Annotated in this window: 17 protein-coding genes; 3 read left to right on the forward strand and 14 right to left on the reverse strand. The window is 59.8% G+C overall.

Translation table 11 applies throughout. From position 1 onward, the window contains the following. Nucleotides 1-41: 41 nt before the first annotated feature. Nucleotides 42-716, forward strand: a complete 675-nt coding sequence (gene rpiA, locus VQ575_RS01275; protein ID WP_030140525.1) for a ribose-5-phosphate isomerase RpiA — start codon at nucleotides 42-44, stop codon at nucleotides 714-716. A 70-nt stretch (nucleotides 717-786) separates the two neighbouring features. Here rpiA and VQ575_RS01280 read toward each other — a convergent pair whose 3' ends face one another. The 4 genes from VQ575_RS01280 to VQ575_RS01295 all read right to left on the reverse strand — a co-directional run bounded on the left by VQ575_RS01280 (nucleotide 787) and on the right by VQ575_RS01295 (nucleotide 5,009). Next, on the reverse strand, nucleotides 787-1,698 hold the full coding sequence (locus tag VQ575_RS01280) for an SdiA-regulated domain-containing protein (RefSeq protein ID WP_325918902.1): 912 nt from the start codon (nucleotides 1,696-1,698) through the stop codon (nucleotides 787-789). 115 nt (nucleotides 1,699-1,813) lie between these two features. Then, nucleotides 1,814-2,746, reverse strand: a complete 933-nt coding sequence (locus tag VQ575_RS01285; protein WP_325918903.1) for an SdiA-regulated domain-containing protein — start codon at nucleotides 2,744-2,746, stop codon at nucleotides 1,814-1,816. Nucleotides 2,747-2,906: 160 nt separating this feature from the next. Next, nucleotides 2,907-3,572 carry a fumarylacetoacetate hydrolase family protein gene (locus VQ575_RS01290; protein WP_039592615.1) on the reverse strand — a complete coding sequence of 222 codons (666 nt, stop codon included), beginning with the start codon at nucleotides 3,570-3,572 and terminating at the stop codon, nucleotides 2,907-2,909. A gap of 42 nt (nucleotides 3,573-3,614) precedes the next feature. Then, nucleotides 3,615-5,009, reverse strand: coding sequence for an FAD-binding oxidoreductase (locus VQ575_RS01295; RefSeq protein WP_325918904.1), 1,395 nt, complete (start codon nucleotides 5,007-5,009; stop codon nucleotides 3,615-3,617). 204 nt (nucleotides 5,010-5,213) lie between these two features. Between VQ575_RS01295 and serA the strand changes: the two genes are divergently transcribed. Further along, nucleotides 5,214-6,443, forward strand: coding sequence for a phosphoglycerate dehydrogenase (serA, locus tag VQ575_RS01300; protein ID WP_039592617.1), 1,230 nt, complete (start codon nucleotides 5,214-5,216; stop codon nucleotides 6,441-6,443). 126 nt (nucleotides 6,444-6,569) lie between these two features. On the opposite strand, the gene VQ575_RS01305 is transcribed toward serA, so the two are convergent. Beyond that, on the reverse strand, nucleotides 6,570-6,995 hold the full coding sequence (locus VQ575_RS01305) for a DUF4399 domain-containing protein (RefSeq protein WP_039592618.1): 426 nt from the start codon (nucleotides 6,993-6,995) through the stop codon (nucleotides 6,570-6,572). A 130-nt stretch (nucleotides 6,996-7,125) separates the two neighbouring features. Here VQ575_RS01305 and VQ575_RS01310 point away from each other — a divergent pair, with 130 nt between their 5' ends. After that, on the forward strand, nucleotides 7,126-7,692 hold the full coding sequence (locus tag VQ575_RS01310) for a transporter substrate-binding domain-containing protein (RefSeq protein ID WP_045154791.1): 567 nt from the start codon (nucleotides 7,126-7,128) through the stop codon (nucleotides 7,690-7,692). Nucleotides 7,693-7,776: 84 nt separating this feature from the next. Here VQ575_RS01310 and VQ575_RS01315 read toward each other — a convergent pair whose 3' ends face one another. The 9 genes from VQ575_RS01315 to tcyN form a co-directional block, all read right to left on the reverse strand. Beyond that, on the reverse strand, nucleotides 7,777-8,403 hold the full coding sequence (locus tag VQ575_RS01315; RefSeq protein ID WP_045154792.1) for a class I SAM-dependent methyltransferase: 627 nt from the start codon (nucleotides 8,401-8,403) through the stop codon (nucleotides 7,777-7,779). A gap of 100 nt (nucleotides 8,404-8,503) precedes the next feature. Further along, a complete protein-coding gene (locus tag VQ575_RS01320) occupies nucleotides 8,504-9,148 on the reverse strand; it encodes a methionine ABC transporter permease (RefSeq protein WP_039592621.1) in 645 nt (214 codons plus the stop codon). Further along, nucleotides 9,138-10,262 (reverse strand): methionine ABC transporter ATP-binding protein, encoded by a 1,125-nt coding sequence (locus tag VQ575_RS01325; protein ID WP_325918905.1) that lies wholly within the window; start codon nucleotides 10,260-10,262, stop codon nucleotides 9,138-9,140. Before VQ575_RS01325 ends, VQ575_RS01320 begins: the two co-directional genes overlap by 11 nt. Nucleotides 10,263-10,264: 2 nt before the next feature. Further along, the gene (locus VQ575_RS01330; RefSeq protein ID WP_045154794.1) at nucleotides 10,265-11,074 is read right to left on the reverse strand and encodes a MetQ/NlpA family ABC transporter substrate-binding protein; all 810 of its coding nucleotides are present in this window, start codon (nucleotides 11,072-11,074) and stop codon (nucleotides 10,265-10,267) included. Between the two features lie 30 nt (nucleotides 11,075-11,104). Further along, nucleotides 11,105-12,472 carry an LLM class flavin-dependent oxidoreductase gene (locus tag VQ575_RS01335; RefSeq protein WP_039592624.1) on the reverse strand — a complete coding sequence of 456 codons (1,368 nt, stop codon included), beginning with the start codon at nucleotides 12,470-12,472 and terminating at the stop codon, nucleotides 11,105-11,107. After that, nucleotides 12,472-13,665, reverse strand: coding sequence for an SfnB family sulfur acquisition oxidoreductase (locus tag VQ575_RS01340; RefSeq protein ID WP_325918907.1), 1,194 nt, complete (start codon nucleotides 13,663-13,665; stop codon nucleotides 12,472-12,474). Before VQ575_RS01340 ends, VQ575_RS01335 begins: the two co-directional genes overlap by 1 nt. Nucleotides 13,666-13,688: 23 nt before the next feature. Then, nucleotides 13,689-14,930, reverse strand: coding sequence for an SfnB family sulfur acquisition oxidoreductase (locus VQ575_RS01345; RefSeq protein ID WP_325918909.1), 1,242 nt, complete (start codon nucleotides 14,928-14,930; stop codon nucleotides 13,689-13,691). 252 nt (nucleotides 14,931-15,182) lie between these two features. After that, nucleotides 15,183-15,944, reverse strand: a complete 762-nt coding sequence (locus VQ575_RS01350; protein WP_039592627.1) for a hypothetical protein — start codon at nucleotides 15,942-15,944, stop codon at nucleotides 15,183-15,185. 447 nt (nucleotides 15,945-16,391) lie between these two features. Beyond that, the gene (gene tcyN / locus VQ575_RS01355; RefSeq protein ID WP_325918911.1) at nucleotides 16,392-17,153 is read right to left on the reverse strand and encodes an L-cystine ABC transporter ATP-binding protein TcyN; all 762 of its coding nucleotides are present in this window, start codon (nucleotides 17,151-17,153) and stop codon (nucleotides 16,392-16,394) included. Nucleotide 17,154 lies beyond the last annotated feature (1 nt).

Here is a 17,154-nt window from a genome sequence, read left to right on the forward strand (position 1 = left end):
CTCGCGCCCCTCTTTACTCCTCGCCCGTTTTCGGAGCCCGCATGACCCAGGATCAACTCAAACAGGCCGTGGCCCAGGCCGCTGTCGACCTCATCCTCCCGAAGCTGGATGACAAGAGCATCGTCGGGGTCGGCACCGGCTCTACCGCCAATTGCTTCATCGACGCGTTGGCGCAGCACAAAGGCGCGTTCGATGGCGCGGTCGCCAGTTCCGAAGCAACCGCCGCACGCCTGAAGGGCCACGGCATCCCGGTGTACGAACTCAACACCGTGAGCGACCTGGAGTTTTACATTGATGGCGCCGACGAAAGCGACGCGCACTTGAACCTGATCAAGGGCGGCGGCGCGGCATTGACCCGCGAGAAAATCGTCGCGGCCGTCGCCAAGACCTTCATCTGCATCGCCGATGCCAGCAAGTTGGTGCCGGTGCTCGGCGCGTTCCCGCTGCCAGTGGAAGTCATCCCTATGGCCCGCAGCCACGTTGCCCGCCAATTGGTAAAGCTGGGCGGCGACCCGGTGTATCGCGAAGGTGTGCTGACCGATAACGGCAATATCATCCTGGATGTGCATAACCTGCAGATCACCAACCCGGTGGAACTGGAAAGCCAGATCAACGCCATCGTCGGCGTGGTCACCAATGGCTTGTTCGCGGCTCGTCCGGCGGATGTGCTGTTGCTGGGGACTGCTGAAGGGGTGAAGACCCTGCGGGCCGAATAAGCCCAGCGGTTCTGCAGCGGACCCTGTGGGAGCGAGCAAGCCCGCTTCCACATTCAGGTCTGTGCCAGGTTCAAGGCTGCGGCTTCTTGAATACGTAGAACAGATTCGGCTCGCTCACCACGTACAGGTTGCCGTCGTCATCCATGGCCACGCCTTCCGCCTGCGGTATGGTGTTCTTCAGGCCATGGCGCCCCTTGTTCAGCGACAGCGTGCTCAACGGCCGACCGTCGATATCCAGCTCGATAATCAACCTGGACTCATCGGACAGCGCCAGCAAATGACCGCTGCGCTCGTCGTATTGCAAGCTGGAAAGATCGCGGACAAACAGCCCGGCATCGCGCTTGGGGTTATTGATCACATGGACCGCGTAGGACTTTTCCGGATTATGGTGGGGAAAGCCGTGGACTTCATAGATCAGCATCGGATCGCGTTCCTTGGCCACGAACAGGCGCTTGCCAATGGAGTCGTAGGCCAGCCCTTCGAAACCCTTGTTGCTTCGCATATGGACGCCGAGTGTCATTTGCTCAGCCTCGGCCGCATCAAGGAACCGGGTGTCTTCGTCCAGATGGATCTTGATCAGCCGCTGCTGGCGCTCGTCGGTGATGACGTAGATGTTCTCGCTGATGTACTCCACCGCTTCCGGGTCGCCAAATCCGACCAAGGCGATGCGTCGCAGTATTCTGCCATCCAGTGACAGTTCAATCAGCTCGGCATTCTTGTTGGTGACGGTGAACAGGCTTTTGCGAATCGGGTCGTAGGTCAACGCCGAAACGTCTTCGTCCAGGCCTTCTATTACCTGTGCTTCAAGCGTGACCTGATATTGGTCCAGTGAGATTGCCTGGTCATTGATGGGCTGCCAGAGGGTGTTCAGGTTAAACCAGGCGCGTTCGAACAGGCGCAGGTACTGGCCTGTCGCGATTAGCGTAATCAGCACGACTATCAGCAGCAGGAACAATGGTTTAGGGCGGGCAAGTCGATGCATGTGGATAGGCTCGGATTAGAACAGGTGGTTGAAATATCACGACTGCCTGAACTGAAGCTTAATGGCCGACTGCCATGCCCTACAATGATTGGTGAATTACCTGACAGCGTTTTCGCTATCGTGATTTCTCGAAGCGATAGAACAGGTTAGGTTCGCTCACCATGTAAAGATTGCCGGCCTCGTCGAGGGCGGCGCCTTCTGCGCGAGGGATCGTGTCTTTCAGTCCGTTGAAGCCGCCGAGCAAGGTCATGAAACTCACCTGTTCACCTTGTTGATCAAGTTCCAGCAGCAAATGAGAATCGGCGGACAACAATACGGTATGACCCGTGCGGGGATCGACGGCCAGGGCCGACAGGTTGCGCAGGTCAAGTTCATCGCTGGCACGGATCTGTTTGTCTCCCTTGAGCAATTGGCTTCCGTCGCTTTTCCAGGTGAACAATGCGGGTGGACGCTCTTCGCCCAGCACCAATTGTCGGTTGCGAGGATCCCATGCGATGCCTTCGAATCCTTTGTTCTGGTTTTTCGACGAGCCCAGGTTGTAGCTAGGGAAGGCGGTGAAGTTCAATTCCCGGGTGTTGGCATCCACTTGAACGATCGATAGCGTGTGCTTTCGCTCATCGGTGATGGCCAGCCTCCCCTTCTCCATGTAGCTCACACCTTCCGGGTTGCTCCAGCCCACCAAAGGGATTTGGCGCAGTACATCGCCCTCCAGGGTCAGCTCCACCAGGAACGGATTTTTCCCCATCACGGTGAATAAAGTCTTGGTCTGGGGGTTATAGGTCAGGTCGGAGGCTTCATCCTCCTCCATTCCGGGAAATTCCTTGGCATCAATAACAGCGCGGTATTCAGGGAGCCAAATGCTGCCCTGGCGCAGGCCCTGGCTCTGGAAGCGTTCCGATACCCAAAGCCGGGCGCGGTCGTCCCAATGCATGGCCGACGCCGAGCTGTAGGCAGCAATTGCCGCCAGCAACAGCCAGGCATACCGAGGCAATTTGAAGCGCGCGGGGCGAGCGCTCGAGGGTACGGGCAGGATTTGGGTGTTAGCCATCAGGAAGATATTCCAGAAATTCCGCGAGGGATCGGCAGGCTCAGATGCCGCAATCCCGAGGATTATCCAGATGGCATGTGAAAAAATGGTTAATGGGCTGGTGCTCTGCTATCCAAGGGGAGCGAGCAGGCTTGCTCTCCTTGGATAGCAGGCGTAGCTGTTAGCGAACGCTGCTTTCGAAGCGGCTCGCCCCAGGCAATTCCAGCACCAGCTCATCGCCAACGTTCAGCGGCCCGACGCCCGCCGGGGTGCCGGTGAGAATGACGTCGCCGGCCTGAAGCGAGAAGCAGCCGGCCATGTACTGGATCATCGGCACAATGGGGTTGAGCATCAGGCTGCTGTTGCCGTCCTGGCGGACTTCGCCATTGATGGTCAAGCGCACAGGGATGTCGCCCAGGTCGGCAAACGTATCTTTGGAGACAAATGGTGCGATCACTGCCGCACCGTCGAAGGATTTGGCGACTTCCCACGGCAAACCCTTGGCCTTGAGCTCGGCCTGTTTGTCCCGCAGGGTCAGGTCCAGGGCCGGGGCGAAACCGGAAATGGCGTCCAGCACTTCTTCAACGCTGGGTTTGGTGGACAAAGGCTTGCCGATCAGCACGGCAATCTCGGCCTCGTAGTGCACCGAACCGCGGTCGGCAGGAATGCTGAAGCCGCCTTCCAGCGGCACCACGCAGCTGCCCGGCTTGATGAACAGCAGCGGCTCTGTAGGCACCGGGTTATCCAGTTCCTTGGCGTGCTCGGCGTAGTTGCGGCCGATGCACACCACTTTGCCCACCGGGAAATGAATACGCGTACCGTCGACATACTGGTGCTGATAGCTCATTACCGACTCCTGCCTCTAGATTTCATCAGGTGTTTTTATGGGTCAAACCGCGAAAATCTTGCCCGGGTTCATGATGCCGTTAGGGTCGAACACCGCTTTCACGGCTTTCATGTATTCGATTTCAACCGCAGAACGACTGTACGTCAGGTAGTCACGCTTGGTCATGCCCACGCCGTGTTCGGCGGAAATCGAACCGTTGTACTTCTCGACGGTTTCAAAGACCCATTTGTTCACTGTCGCGCATTTGGCGAAGAACTCGTCCTTGCTCAGGTTTTCCGGCTTGAGGATGTTCAGGTGCAGGTTGCCGTCGCCGATGTGGCCAAACCAGACGATCTCGAAATCTGGGTAATGTTCGCCGAAGATTGCATCAATTTCCCGCAAGAAGCCTGGCACTTTCGACACGGTTACCGAAATGTCGTTCTTGTACGGCGTCCAGTGGGAGATGGTCTCGGAGATGTACTCACGCAGCTTCCACAGGTTTTGCAACTGGGTTTCGCTCTGGCTCATCACGCCGTCCAGCACCCAGCCCTGTTCGACGCAGTGTTCAAAGGTTTCCAACGCATGGTTGGCGACCTCTTCTGTGGTGGCTTCGAATTCCAGCAGGGCATAGAACGGGCAGTCGGTTTCGAACGGTGCCGGCACATCGCCGCGACCGAGGACCTTGGCCAAGGCTTTGTCAGAGAAAAATTCGAAGGCGGTCAAGTCGAGCTTGCCCTGGAAGGCGTGCAGTACCGGCATGATCGAGTCGAAGTCCGGCGTGCCGAGTACCATCGCGGTAAGATTTTTCGGGGCACGGTCCAGGCGCATGGTGGCTTCGACCACGAAACCGAGGGTGCCCTCGGCGCCGATGAACAATTGCCGCAAATCGTAGCCCGTGGCGTTCTTGATCAGGTCCTTGTTCAGTTCCAGCACGTCGCCCTTGCCGGTGACGACTTTCATGCCCGCGACCCAGTTGCGGGTCATGCCGTAGCGAATGACCTTGATCCCGCCGGCATTGGTGCCGATATTGCCGCCAATCTGGCTGGAACCGGCCGAAGCGAAGTCCACCGGGTAATACAAGCCGTGCTCTTCTGCCTTGTTCTGCAATTGCTCGGTGACCACGCCCGGCTGGCACACGGCGGTGCGGTCGGTCAGGTTCACGTCGAGAATCTGGTTCATGTAGTCGAATGACACCACGACTTCGCCGTTTGCCGCCACGGCAGCTGCGGAAAGCCCGGTACGCCCGCCCGATGGCACCAGCGCAACCTTGTGCGCATTGGCCCAGCGCACGATGGCCTGGACTTGCTCGGTGGTCTTGGGGAAAACGATGGCGGTCGGCGCGGGCGCGTAATGCTTGGTCCAATCCTTGCCATAAGCATTCAGGGAGTCGGCATCGGTCAGGACCTTGCCAGGCTCAACCAGGGTCTTCAGCTCATCTATCACGGCAGGATTGGTCATCGACAGAACTCTCGAACAATTCATGGTCATCCTGAGAACGCTTCACGTCGCAGGAATGGGTGTTTGCGGGGGGCATATGCTAGCATACCGACCCCGCAGCGTAGTGCCCAAAGGCTGTTCTGCGGCGACGGCTGTCACGCCGGTCGGGCCGGCCCAGGCTGTCCGATTCCCTGCCATTTTTCTCCGGGACACAGGTTTACGCAGATGAGCAAGACTTCTCTCGATAAGAGCAAGATCAAGTTCCTTCTTCTCGAAGGCGTCCACCAATCGGCTGTCGACGTCCTCAAGTCGGCGGGCTACACCAGCATCGAGTACATCACCAGTTCTCTGCCGGAAGCCCAGCTCAAGGAAAAGATCGCCGATGCTCACTTCATCGGTATTCGCTCCCGTACTCAACTGACCGAAGAGATCTTCGACCACGCCAAGAAACTGGTGGCGGTCGGCTGCTTCTGCATCGGCACCAACCAGGTTGACCTCAACGCGGCGCGCGAGCGCGGTATCGCGGTGTTCAACGCACCGTACTCCAACACTCGTTCCGTTGCCGAACTGGTGCTGGCCGAAGCGATCCTGCTGTTGCGCGGCATCCCAGAGAAAAACGCTTCCTGCCACCGGGGCGGCTGGATCAAGAGCGCGGCCAACTCCTTCGAAATCCGCGGCAAGAAGCTGGGTATCGTCGGCTACGGCTCGATCGGTACCCAGCTGTCCGTCCTGGCGGAAGGCCTTGGCATGCAGGTGTTCTTCTATGACACCGTGACCAAGCTGCCGCTGGGCAACGCAACCCAGGTCAACGACCTGCATGAGTTGCTGGGCATGTCCGATATCGTCACCCTGCACGTGCCGGAAACCCCGGCCACCCAGTGGATGATCGGTGAGAAGGAAATCCGCGCCATCAAGAAAGGCGGGATCCTGATCAACGCCGCGCGTGGCACCGTGGTCAAGCTCGACGCCCTGGCCGAAGCGATCAAGGACAAGCACCTGATCGGCGCCGCCATCGACGTGTTCCCGGTGGAGCCACGCTCCAACGACGACATCTTCGAGAGCCCGCTGCGTGGCCTGGACAATGTGATCCTGACCCCGCACATCGGCGGCTCCACCGCTGAAGCCCAGGCCAACATCGGCCTGGAAGTGGCGGAAAAACTGGTCAAGTACAGCGACAATGGTACCTCGGTATCGTCGGTGAACTTCCCGGAAGTGGCCTTGCCGGCCCACCCTGGCAAGCACCGCCTGCTGCACATCCACGAGAACATCCCGGGTGTGATGAGCGAGATCAACAAGGTCTTCGCCGAAAACGGCATCAACATTTCCGGTCAGTTCCTGCAGACCAACGAGAAAGTCGGCTACGTCGTGATCGACGTCGATGCCGAATACTCGGACCTGGCGCAAGAGAAGCTGCAGCACATCAACGGCACCATTCGTTGCCGCGTGTTGTTCTAAGCTGGTCTGGCTTGCAATAAAAAACGGGAGCCCCGAAAAGGGCTCCCGTTTTTTTTCGGGCACAGCTCCAACCTGTGGTAGCGAGCAAGCTCGCTAATGGGGCCGGCGTTGGATCGCCGTGCTGCGTTACTTCACGTTTACCGTAATCTTTTCGGACACGATCGACGGGTCGAACGGCATATGGCCACTGTCGCCCAGAATCAACTGCAGAGTGTGTTTGCCCGGTGCCAGTTTGATCGTTGCTTCGGTTTGCGCCTTGCCGAAATGCATGTGGTGGGCATCGGTCGGAATCGGCGCGCCTTCGGCCGGTAGATCATCGACGTCGATCAGCAGATGGTGATGGCCAGTGTTTTTTGTCATGTCGCCCGCCGGGGCCAGGGCGATTTCCTTGACGCCGAACTTGACCTTGAACTCTTGGCTGACGGTGGCGCCGTCTTCAGGAGAAACGATGAATACTTCCGCATTTTTGGGCGCCGGGGTTGCTGCTGTTGCCAGCATTGAAGTTCCGAGCAACAAACCGGCCAACGCCGCACGCGACATAAAACTTTTCATTTTTTACTCCACTTTTTCCATAAAACCGTCGAGTCGTGACAACTTCGTGACTAATCGTTGTCGAAGCCTGCAACAACCATAGCAAAGCGAGCCAGAAACGAGCGTCGCTTGTATAAATCTAGGAGTGACCATGCGTTTCCTGCCTGGCCTGATCTGCCTGCTACCCCTGTTGAGCCCTATGGCCCATGCGGAACTGATCGATGACGTCAACGACCGTGGCGAGTTGCGAATCGCCCTTGAGGCCAATACCGCGCCGTTCAATTTCAAGGAGGACGGCAAGCTCACCGGTTTCGAAGTGGAACTGGGTGAGATGCTCGCGGGTGAGCTCGATGTCCGCCCTGATTTTGTCGTGACCGATGAGGCTGATCTGCTGTCCGGCGTGGAAAGCGGCAAGTACGACGTCGCCATCAACCACATAGCAATGACCCCGGAACTGGCGGAACGTTTCGACACCAGTGCCACTTATAGCCAACCGGATGCGCAATTGCTGGCGAGCAAGGATGAGGCGCAACGGCCTCTGGTCCTGGCGCAGTCTTTCCAGCCGCAAGAGAAAAAAGGACCGGCTCCGAACCTGGTGATTCCATTCCAGAAGGGCAATCCGGCGTTCAAGGCCAGCTTGGACAATGCGTTGGCGCGGATCAAGGATGATGGGCGACTGGAGCAGTTGTCGCAGAAGTGGTTGGTCAAGCAGGATTGAGATCCGCAATCAAGCGCGAGCTCTGTGGCGAGGGGATAAATTCCCTCGCCACAGGACCACGGCCTATCCGTTACAGAATGGTTTTCAAGCCTTACGCCACACACTCGCCAACCAAGGCTGCTGCTCCCGCGGCAACCCCGCCGGGCGGTAGTAATGTTCCAGCTCCAGAAATCCTGCTTCCGTGAGCAATGTGCGCCAGGCGTCGAGGTCGTGATACGCGCCGAAGCGCTGGCCGTTCCAGCCTTCCTGGTTTTCGCCCCGGGGGTTTGAGCTGAACAGCACGCCGCCAGGCTTGAGCGTGGCATGCAATTGCTTGAGGACGCGAGGCAGCTCTTGGACCGGAATGTGGAACAGGACGGCGTTGGCGAAGATCCCGTCGAAACGCTCCGCCGGCAGATCCAGTTGCAGGAAATCCTGTTGCCACACCTCGCAGCCGCTGTCCTGGCGGGCCATGCGTGCGAACTCTTCTGAACCGTCGAGGCCTACCGCGACATGGCCCATGGCCGTGAACGTGCGCAGGTCGCGCCCCGGACCGCAGCCGAAATCGAGGATATGCAGCGGCGGCTGGCCTTGGATGTGGCGCAGCAAGGCGTCGATGTTCTGGCTGACGTCATGATCGCGGGTGCCTTCGCGAAAGCTGTCCGCCACGGCGTTGTAATGGCCCAGGGTCGTGGCGGTGATGGTCTGCAGGTCGTCGGCGGTGTGTTTCATGATTGCTGGCTTGGCTGGGAATTGTCAGCCGACTATACCGCAAGCCCGCGGGTCGCTTCGCAGCCAATCGCGAGCAAGCTCGTCTCCAGATACCCTGCGTTCAGCGCTTGTTCAGCCCCCGTGCCAGGCGATCCCCACCGAGTTGAATCACCGCCACCAGTGCCACCAGCAATACGATGACCGTCAACATGACCTGGCTGTCGAAGCGCTGGTAACCGTAGCGGTAGGCGATATCCCCCAGCCCACCGGCGCCGATCGCACCAGCCATGGCCGATGAGTTGATCATGGTCACCAAAGTGATGGTAAAGCCGCCGACAATTCCTGGCAGTGCTTCGGGCAGCAGCACATGCCAGACGATGTGCCAGCGTCGGCAGCCCATGGCCTGGGCTGCTTCGATCAGGCCGTGATCGACCTCCCGCAGGCTGACTTCTGCGATACGGGCAAAAAACGGCGTGGCGGCGATAGTCAGCGGCACCACTGCAGCCCATACGCCGTAGGTGGTGCCGACGATCAATCGAGTGAACGGAATCAACGCCACCATCAGGATCAAGAAAGGTATCGAGCGAAACAGATTCACAAACCCGCCCAAGGCCTTGTTCAGCGCGGGCGCTTCATAGATACCGCCCTTGCCGCTGGTGACCAGGATCACCGCCAGCGGAATACCCGCCAACAACGCGATCAATGACGACACGCCGACCATCAGGAACGTGTCGATAAACCCCTGCAACAACCGGTCAAACCACATAACCCAGCACCTCCACCCGTTGTGCCCAATCGCCAGCGCGGTTGCGCAATTGCTCGGCGCCCAATGACGAGCCGCTCACCGCCAGCAACAACTGCCCCAGCCCGTGACCTTGAATGCTTTCAATGCCGCCGTGCAGCAGCCGCACGCGTCCGCCCAAGGCACTGAACAGGGCGGCGAGGTCTGGTTCATCGCCGCTGCGACCGGTGAAGTGCAGGCGCAACACGGTGGCTGCGTCCGCCGAGGTCGGCTGCGGTCGCAGGCGTTTGTGCAACTCATCGGGCAGCGCATGCTGCAGCGGCGCCAGGAGCGTGCGGCTGACCTCATGCTGCGGGTTGCCGAAGACCTCCCAGACGGGGCCTTGTTCGACGATCCGTCCCTGTTCCAGCACTACCACGCGGTCGCAGACTTCCCGGATCACCGCCATCTCATGGGTGATCAGCACAATCGTCAGGCCCAGCCGCTGATTGATCTCACGAAGCAGGCTGAGGATTGATTGGGTCGTTTCCGGGTCCAGCGCTGAGGTCGCTTCGTCGCACAACAGGATCTGCGGGTCGTGGACCAGCGCCCTGGCAATCCCGACGCGCTGCTTCTGTCCGCCGGAGAGTTGCGCCGGATAAGCCTCGTGCTTGCCTTGCAAGCCGACCAATTCCAACAGTTCGCGGACTTTGCGCTGGCGTTGTTCCTTGGGCACGCCCGCGACTTTCAGAGGCAGTTCAACGTTCTGCCAGACTGTCTTGGCCGACATCAGGTTGAAATGCTGGAAGATCATGCCGACGCGGCGGCGCAGCTGCACCAGGCGATCTTCATCGAACGTGCCGATGTCCACCTGATCGATCAACACTCGCCCGCTGGTGGGCTGTTCGAGTCGGTTGATGGTGCGGATCAATGAGGATTTGCCCGCGCCACTGCGGCCGATAATGCCGAACACCTCGCCATGCCGGATCGCCAGGTCGATGCCCTGCAGCGCATCCACCGGACCCTGATCCCCCCGATAGGTCTTGCCCAGGCCAATGAAACGTACGTGGGCGCGGTTGAGTTGCGGATGCAGTTCGGTCTGTTCGGCTTCCCGTGGCGCAACGGGGTGCTGTTTTAGCTGCGTGTTGGTGGCGTTCATGCTCAGCCTTCCCAGCCGGCTTGGTAGAGCTTGCCGTGGGCCTTGTCCAGCGCCGCGCGAACGGCCGGCGAGTGTTGGTAGATATCGACGAACTTGATCAGCCGTGGATCATCCTTGCTCTTGGGCTGGATCACGAACTGGATGACGTATTCCTTATGATCGAGGCCATCGAAGAGCAGGGCAGACGTTGCGTCAAAGGTGTTCGCCAGGCGGATATAGGCCGGATAGCCCTGCACCAGGTCGGCGTCTTCATAGGCGCGCACCAGCTGCACGGCTTCGACTTGCAGGATCTTGAGTTTTTTTGGATTGGCAATGATGTCGTCTTCCGTGGCTTTGTAGCCTACCCCCGGCTTGAGCTGGATAAGCCCGGCCTTGGCCAGCAGCTGCAAGCCGCGACCGCTGTTGATCGGGTCGTTGGCAATGGCGACACTGGCGCCCTCGGGCAGCTCATCGAAGCTTTTGTAGTTCTTCGAATAGAGACCGACGTTATTGATGATTCCCGGCGCGAACGGCACCAGCTCGAAACCGGCGGCGGCCTTGGCGTTTTCCAGGAAGGGGATGTGCTGGAAATAATTCACATCGATGTCACCCGAGGCGAGGCTGACGTTCGGTGCGATCCAGTCGCTGAACTCCACCAGTTCGACTTTCAGGCCTTGTTTGTCAGCTTCTTCGACGGCGGCCTCCAAAGGAATGGCGAAGGCGGCAGTGGTGCCGATTTTCAACGGGGCGTCGGCGGCGAACAGCGTCGGGCTGAAAAGGCTGAAGGCCAGGGCCAGTACGTTGACTGGCAGGATAAGGAAGTGCTTGGTCATGTCGGATGCTCCAGTCATTGCTTGATTGAGTCATGCGCCTTCGTGGCGGTAGCTTGAACCGGTGTGTTGGTCGGGTAGTCGCGCTTCTGCGTGAAACAGTTTTTCCCGCAGGGTGCCGCTGCCATATTCGGTCTTGTACGACCCGCGTCGCTGCAGCTCGGGAATCACCAGGTCGATGAAGTCCACGTAACTTTGCGGCGTGACGATGCGGGTCAGGTTGAAACCATCGAGGCCGGTCTCGGCAATCCACGATTCCAACTCGTCGGCGACCTGTTCGGGCGAGCCGACCACCGTGATGTAACGACCGCCCAAGGCGTGTTGCTCCAGCAGCTTGCGGCGGGTCCAGTCGTTGTTCTGCAGGGTCTTGGTGGCGGATTGGATGGCGTTGCTTTTCACGTATTGGATCGGTTCATCGAGTGCGTACTCGGAAAAATCGATGCCCGTGGAGGCAGAGAAATGCGCCACCCCGGCCTCGGCGCTGGCGTAGCTCAAGTACTCGGCATGCTTGGCCCAGGCTGCCGCTTCGGTCTCGGCGACGATCACGTTCAGGCCCATGAACACTTTGATGTCATCGGCATTGCGCCTGGCCGCGAGGGCGCTGGCGCGGACCTTGTCCACCTGGACCTTGGTCGCAGGCTTGTCCTGGCCGCTGATGAACACGCATTCGGCGTGGCGCCCGGCGAACAGCAGGCCCCGCTCGGAGCTGCCGGCCTGGAACAGCACGGGGGTGCGCTGTGGCGACGGTTCACAGAGGTGATAGCCTTCGACCTGATAGAACTCGCCCTGATGCCGGACCATGTGCACCTTTTCTGGCTGGGCATAAATCCGCTGCTCGCGATCGTTGATGACCGCCTCGTCTTCCCAGCTGCCTTCCCATAGCTTGTAGAGCACTTGCAGATATTCGTCTGCCTGGTCGTAGCGGCGGTCGTGCTCGACTTGCGCAGTGAGGCCCATGGCCTTGGCGGCGCTGTCCAGATAACCCGTGACGATATTCCAGCCGACCCGGCCGCGGCTCAGGTGATCCAGCGTGCTCATGCGCCGGGCGAACAGGTACGGCGGTTCGTAGGTCAGGTTGGCCGTGAGGCCGAAGCCGAGGTGTTTCGTCACGGCGGCCATTGCCGACAGCAGCAGCAATGGGTCGTTGACCGGCAATTGGATCGACTCTTTCAGCGTGACATCCACCGACTGCTGGTAGACGTCGTAGACCCCGACGATATCGGCGATGAATAACCCGTCGAACAAGCCGCGCTCCAACAGCTGGGCCAGCCCGGTCCAGTATTCAAGGGTGTTGTACTGGGTCGAAGTATCCTGCGGATGGGTCCACAGGCCATGGTTGATGTGCCCGACGCAGTTCATGTTGAACGCGTTGAGGAGGATTTTTTTCTTGCCGGCCGCCATCAGATCGTCCCCCGCAGTGGCGGTTTTTCATCGTTGAGGTAGAAGTTGCCGACTGCGTGATATTTCCAGCGCACCGGGTCATGCGAGGTGTGCACCCGGGCGTTGCGCCAGTGACGATCGAGGCCATGTTCGGCCAGGGTCGCCTGGCTGCCGGCCAGTTCGAACAGCGTGCTGCCAGCGGCCAGGGAAATTTCCGTGCTGATCGCCCGTGCCTCGGCCACGGCGATCGAGGCCGCTGCTACGGTCTTTGCGTTCGTCTCGGCCTGGGCGCGGTCGAGAAATTCACCGGCACGCTCCAGCAGCGCTTCGGCGGCGTGCAGGCGAATGCTCAGGTGGCCAAAGCTCTTGAGGGTATGCGGGTCCTGAGTGGCGACGTCGCTGGTGGCGTCGATCCATGGCCGGGTTTTGCTGCGGACAAAATGCAGGGCATCTTCGTAGGCGGCGCGGGCGATGCCGGTGTCGATAGCCGCATGGAGAATCTGCGCCAGCGGGCCGACCGGCGTCGGACGCTCGAAGGCACTCTGGAACGGCACGATGTCTTCGGCACTCACATGCACATCCTCGAAGACCACCGAGCCGCTGCCCGTGGTGCGCTGGCCAAACCCGCTCCAATCGTCGATCACCGTCAGGCCTTTGCTGTCACGCGGGACGAACGCCAGCTGTTGCACCCCGTCCTCGTCCACCACCGAGGTGGGGATGCGCTGGGCATAGATTGCCCCGGTGGCGTAGAACTTGCGGCCATCGATGCGGTAGCCGTCGCCGTCGCGACGCAGCTGGGTGATGCGGTCGTGGGCGGTCCGGGTCCCGAGCTCCGCCAGGGCATTGCCGAAACGCTGGCCGGACAGGACTTCGGCGTACAGCCGCCGTTTCTGGGCTTCGTTGCCGTTGACCCGCAGCACTTCCAATGCATAGAAATGATTTTGCGGAATCTGGCCGAGCGAGCCGTCGGCTTGGGAAATCAGTGCGATGACTCTGGCCAGCGTGATGTTGGATACGCCTGCGCCGCCATAGGCCTTGGGCACGCTGATGCCCCACAAGCCCGAGCGGGTGAACGCTTCCAGCTCCGGAAGGGGCAGGCGCCGCTCGCGGTCGCGCAGGGCACTGTCGCGCTTGAAGTCATCGGCCAGGTCGCTGGCGACGATCAGGGCTTGTTCATCGCTGGTGATCACCGCGACGTGTTGGGAAAGCGTCATATGCTGCTCCAGTTGTCGGGTCGTCAGATCCAGGAATGCCGGGCCGGCAAGGTGCCGTTCAGGCGGTAGTCGCCAACCGCGTGGTACTTCCAGCGCACCGGGTCGTGCAGGGTGTGGACCCGCGCGTTTCGCCAGTGGCGATCGAGGTTGAATTCAGCAAGGGTGGCGCGGCTGCCGGCCAGCTCGAAGAGCTTTTCGCTGGCTTGCAGGGCAATCTCGGTAGTCAGCACCTTGGCTTCGGCCACGGCTATCGAGGCGCGAGCCGCGGACTGTTCAGTGACAGGCGCGGCGTTGACCAGGTCAAGCACCTGCCCGGCCTTGCGCAGCAACGCCTCGGCGGCGTGCAGTTCGATCTTCAGCTTGCCGACATCGGCGATGACGTACAGGTCGTCGCTGGCCCGCTCGACGTGGGCGTCGATCCAGGGTCGGGAGCGTTCACGAACGAAGTCGATCGCATCGTCGATGGCGCCACGGGCGATGCCCAGGTCAATCGCGGCCTGGATCAGTTGCGAGAATGCGCCTTGAACGTTGGGTGTTTCATTGATGCGCCAGTTGTCCAACACCAGCTCGGCGTCGACCCGTACGTTGTTGAGCAGCACCGTGCCGCTGGCCGTGGTGCGTTGGCCGAAGCCCGACCAGTCATCGACGATCCGCAGGCCTGGTGTGCCGCGCCGCACGAACGCCAATACCTGGCGACCCTCTTCATTCAAAGCCTTGACGGCGACCCAATGGGCGAACAGCGCACCGGTGGAATAGAACTTCTGCCCGTTGATGACAAAGCCGTTACCGTCAGCCGTGATCCGTGCCTTGAGTTCCAAGGTGTCGCGGGTGCCACGTTCCGGTCCGGCATTGCCGATGCGCCAGCCTTCGAGCACGCTCTGCAGAAGAATTCTCTTTTGTCGCTCGGTGCCCGTGGCAAGAATCAGTTGGAGCACGCCGAACTGGTTCTGGGGAATTTGACCGAGGGCCGGATCGGCTGCGGAAATGATTGCGAACACGTCGGCAATCGTGACGCAGGAGACTTGCGGCCCCCCGTACTCACGAGGCATGGCAATACTGCCGAGCCCGCTGCGGGTGAATTGCTCGATTTCCGTCCAGGGCAGCTTGCGTTGCTGGTCGCGACGCGCGGCGTGCTGGCGCGCCACTTGCGCCAGGTCATGAGCCGCCCTGATCGCCTCGGCATCAGTGCGCAGCACCTGGGGCGGCAACAATGGTGGAGCGATGTCTAGGTCGCTCTGGATTTTTGCCTGGGCCAAATCGGACATCACAGCCACTCCGTGGCTGCACGCAGAGCCTTGGCGCCCTGCATTGGGGTGATTGTGACCCGTACCATATCCACCTCACATCTCAAGAAAACGCTGCGATGAACGCGGCGACCAAAATCAAGAATGTCCGGTGGTCCGGTTTATATACCCTAAACGTGTAAATACGGTTTTTGAACTAACCTTTAGGAATATCCATAGGCTGGATTTGTCACCCGGTGCAGCCTGCACGGAGACGACTGCACGAGAAAAGCATCAAGGCGCCCGGTGTCGCGGTTCAGCGGCCATGAGCGGCGCTTTCGGCGGGTTTTTCAGATACGGGTTCGTACAGCCGATTTTCAGTGTCCGCGGCGGAGCCCAGCGGGAGTTGTTGCCCACGCGGTCGATGATGCAATAGGTCACTTCCAGGCGCAGGTCCTCGCCTGCTTCCATGATGATTTCCGGCGGCACCCAGACGTGGACCGGTTGGCCTACCTCGCAAGGTTTTATCCCCGGCAGGTCCATGCGCACGTCGCCCCAGCGCACGGTAATCGCATCGTCGGCGGCCATGTTCAGGTAGGGCTCGATGGTCAGCGGCACGCCACGTTTGATCTGGTTCGGGTTCACGCCTTGGCGGCGGATGGCTTGAGGAATCCGCACCGGCGCCAGGCTCTGGTTCTCATCACCGGTCAAGGCAGAGGGTTGACCACCGGGGCAGTCCAGCTTGACCTGAACCTGTCGCGCTGCAGAGAGCGCCGGCCCTCGTCCGATTTGCATGACACGGTAGTGAACGTGGGAGGTCCCGTTGACGATGAAGCTCTCCGGAACCCGCAAGCGGATGCTGTCATGCACGTCCGTCTCGGTAAGCAGGCGTGAGCCGACGAAGCAGTTGTCCCAGAACAATTCGAGCAAATCGCCTGCGTCCATGCGGGGGTAGGGCGCAACGATGACCTCCAGGTGCGCGGCGCTGGTGATATTGATGCCGCTACTGGCCAAGGTGGGCGCGGCCAATTCAGGGATAGGTGACGTACATGTCATGGTGTTCTCCTTGATGTCTAAACGCACTACGTTCCGGAAAGATAAGAGGCGTAAATAACTATCGCATTATTGAGTTACTTAGGTTGGTTGTGTGTTGGCTCATCCAACTCTGTTGAAATAGATAATGTGCTCCGCCTGTTTGCATCTAGATATAGGTTAGAGAGTTTCAGTGTCAATAGAGGCGCTTGCGCAAAAGTTGATTATGTCCGGCTTCAGAAATGTCCTACGCGCTGCTGTTACGAATACGTGTTGCTCGGCGTACTTTTCCTCGGGGCGCCGGAGTTGGGGCTTCGATAGGTTGGAAGCGGAGCTGGCCAGTATTGGCGCAAGATGTTCACTTGATAAGTTAAGTTGAGAGAGGCGGGGGTTGAAGTATGGCCAGGAATATTTCGATGGCTTGCAGATGGCCTTACTTCCGTCCATGGAAGTAATGGCGGTGTGGCTAACTTACTGTGCGCCGTGACCGGCTGAGAGGAACTTGCTGAGAAACTGTCGAGTACGCTCTTCTTTTGGTGCTTCGAACAATGCCTTGGCTTCGCCTTGTTCGACGATCACGCCTTTATCGAAGAAGACCACGCGGTTTGCCACGTCCCGGGCGAAACCCATCTCGTGCGTCACGATGATCATGGTGCGCTTTTCTTCGGCCAAGCCGCGAATGGTTGCCAGTACTTCACCCACCAGTTCCGGGTCGAGCGCGGAGGTTGGTTCGTCGAAGAGAATCACCGCAGGTTCCATCGCCAACGCCCGGGCAATCGCCACGCGCTGTTGCTGGCCACCGGACAGGCGCCTCGGATAAGCGTTTTCCTTGCCGGCCAACCCGACCTTTGCCAGTAGCTTGCGACCCAGGGTCTCGGCATCGGTACGCGGCGTTTTTTTCACCACGATCGGGCCTTCGGTGACGTTCTCCAGGGCAGTGCGGTGGGGGAACAGGTTGAAGTTCTGGAACACGAAGCCCACCTGCTGGCGCAAACGACGCACCAGGCCCTGCTGCTGGCTCAGTGGGCGACTGCCATCGATCTCGATGTCGCCGACCTTGATCCGGCCGCTGGTTGGCTCTTCAAGGAAATTCAGGCAGCGCAGGAACGTCGTCTTGCCCGAACCACTGGGGCCGATGATCGCAACCACCTCGCCTTCTTCGATCTTCAAGTCGATGCCATTGAGCACCACCTGACCCTTGAACTGCTTTGTCAGCTTTTCCACGACAATCATG

The sequence above is a fragment of the Pseudomonas frederiksbergensis genome (genome assembly GCF_035751725.1).
Lineage (GTDB): Bacteria > Pseudomonadota > Gammaproteobacteria > Pseudomonadales > Pseudomonadaceae > Aquipseudomonas > Aquipseudomonas frederiksbergensis_A.